Consider the following 2759-nt stretch of genomic DNA (forward strand, 5'->3'; position numbering starts at 1 on the left):
TCGTCGGCGGTGCGCCATACGAGTTCGCTGGCGAACACCTTGGCGCACGCGGCTTCGAGTGAGGCGTCGACATGGTCTTCATCGAGCGCCGCCGCCAGCGCGCCCACCATCGCGTCGACGGCATACGTCTCGGCGGCGATCGTGGCCATCTTGCGTTGCGTAATCTCGAATGACGCCAGCGGGCCACCGAACTGCGTGCGCGCTTCGGCGTAGCGAGTGAACTCGGCCAGCAATCGCTTGCATCCCGATGCACAGCCGGCGGCCAGCGACAGGCGCCCGGCGTTGAGGGCATGCACGGCCACCCGGAACCCCTTACCCACCTCGCCCAGCACGTGGTCGTCGGGCACGAAGCAGTCGTCGAAGACGAGCTCCGCCTGCGTCGACGCGCGGATGCCGAGTTTGCGGATGGTCCCGTCAATGCGGAACCCCGGCATGTCGGGGCGCACGATGAACGCCGTGGGGCGCATGATCGTCTCGCCGTCGCGCACGATCGGCGTCTGCGCGAAGGTGGCGATCATGCCCGCCCGCTGTCCGTTGCCGATCCAGTGCTTGCGGCCAGTCAGCAACCATCCGGTATCCTCGGCATTGCGGCGCGCCGTGGTCACGATGTGCTGCGCGTCGGAGCCGGTTTCGGGTTCGGTGAGCGCATAGGCCGCGAGCATCTCGCCACGGGCCAGTGCCGGCAGATAGCGCGCCTTCTGTTCGTCGGTGCCGAAGAGCACCAGCGCCTTGCCACCGAGTCCGCAGTGCACGCCGATGAGCACGCCGAGTGATGCATCCACCGACGCCACCGCGCCGAATACGCGGGCGTAGGCGCTGGCCGAGAGCCCAAGGCCGCCGTACTCCGTGGGCGTGGTAAGCCCGAGCAACCCGGCTTCGGCGAACGCCCTGATCACGGGCTCACCGATGGCCTCGTCCTCGTCCATCTGGCGCGGATCGATCAGCCCCGACGCGACCATCGCGTTAAGGGCGGCGATCAGCCGCTGCACCGTGGCCGCTTCCTCGGGGCGCCGCGCATCGAGCGTGGCCGGATAGGGGAAGAGCAGCGCTTCGGTGATGTCGCCGTGAAAGAGCCCGCGAAGAAACGACGGCTTGGTGTGGGCGGCAGTCGGCGATGCACTCATGGCGGCGGCACGACCGTCGTCACGGTGACCACCACCTGCGTCGCTTTGCCTTCGTTCTGGTTATTGCCGTTGACCACCTGCAGCGTCAGCGTCGCAGTCCCGGCCGTGATCCCGCTTACCGAGACCAGCGTCGACTGAGCATTGGCCGCACCGATGGATATCCCCGGCTTGTCACTGGTCACGACGACGTTCCGGTTGCGCAGCGTATTGCCGCGGCTGTCGCGCAAGGTGATGGCGAACGCGCTGGTCTCGCCTCGATTCACCGGGAACGTCGGATTCGGGAGGCTGACGACGATCGTGTCGACCGGCGTCTGCTGAATGATCACCGTGCTCTGCCCAAGGCGGGTTTCCGACGTGGCGCCGATGTTCACCGCCCCCGCTGCGATCGCGGTGACCAGGCCGGTGCTCGACACCGTGGCCTTGGTCGGGTCGCTGGTCAGCCACTCGACGGGGCGATCGGAGACCTCGCGCCCGGTGGAGTCGGTCACGACGGCACGCAGCTGTGTCGTGGATCCCTCCTGTACCGAGATCTGCACCGGCGACACCGTCACTTTGTCCACCGGCACGTTCGTGACCGACAGTTGGACCGTGTCCGCGACCCCTTCCGACGCCGCGATCACCCGCGCCGTTCCGAGCGACAATCCGGTCACGATACCGGCCGACGTGATACTGATGACCGTCGGTGTGTTCGTGCTCCACGTGGTGATGCGTCCCGCTGGCACCTGCGAATTCGTGGAGTCGAGCAGTGCCGCCGAGAAGCCACGCGGGATCCCGAGGCGGAGCGATCCGGTACGCTGCTGGATCACCACCTGCAGAATCCGCGGGTCGACGGCTTCGACGTTCGCACTGCAGGTCACCTGTGCGTTCTCGGCCGGTGACGCGGTGATCGTGGTCGTCCCCGCTCTGCGGGTGGTGGCCAGCCCGGTGTTGGACACCGTGGCCACGATTTCATTGCTGCTCGTCCACAGGATCGTCCGCCCCTGCGACGGGATCACGTTGTTGGCGGTATCACGCACCACGAGCGTGGGTTGCACGCTCTGGGTCACCGTGACCTTCGACGAGGTCGGACTCAGGGAACAGCTGCCGATCGGAATGTCCGTGACGGTGATGTTGGCACTCCCAACCGTTTGGTCGGCGGTGGCCGTCACCACCACGTTGCCCGGGGCGATCGCGGTGACCTTGCCGTTCTGATCGACCGACAGGATCGACGAGTTGCTGCTGCTCCACCGGAACGTGCGGTTGGCGATGATGGTGTTCTGATTATTACGCGCCGTGGCCACGAGGTCGCGCGTATTGGTGCGGCGCAGCGTCAGCACGGGCGGGTTGATGGTCACCGTGGCGGCAACCTCCGGCGTCACGGTCACGGGCACCGAGGCGCTCTTCCCGTCGGCGACGACCGATACCGTGGCCGACCCCACGCTCACGGCGATCACGTTGCCCTCGGTCGTCACGGTCGCAACCGCGGTGTTGCTCGAGGAATACGAGATCTTCTTGTTGCGGATCGAATTGCCGTTGCAATCGAAGGCGGTGCCCACGATGGACGAGGAGCCGTTTACCGGAAGCGACAGGGTGGCCGGTGCCACCGAGATCGTGCACGCGTCGGCAATGACCTTGAGATCGAGACAACCCGCGAGC

Annotated in this window: 2 protein-coding genes; both read right to left on the bottom strand. The window is 66.6% G+C overall.

Going from position 1 to position 2759, the window contains the following annotated elements; translation table 11 throughout:
- Positions 1-1124: acyl-CoA dehydrogenase family protein (locus tag ACIRA7_RS16510; protein ID WP_396221924.1), on the bottom strand; the 1124-nt coding region annotated here is incomplete at its 3' end.
- A partial coding sequence (locus ACIRA7_RS16515; protein WP_396221925.1) for an Ig domain-containing protein occupies positions 1121-2759 on the bottom strand: 1639 nt, incomplete at its 5' end. The genes ACIRA7_RS16510 and ACIRA7_RS16515, both read right to left, overlap by 4 nt.

It is taken from the genome of Gemmatimonas sp. (assembly GCF_044376735.1).
Lineage (GTDB): Bacteria > Gemmatimonadota > Gemmatimonadetes > Gemmatimonadales > Gemmatimonadaceae > Gemmatimonas.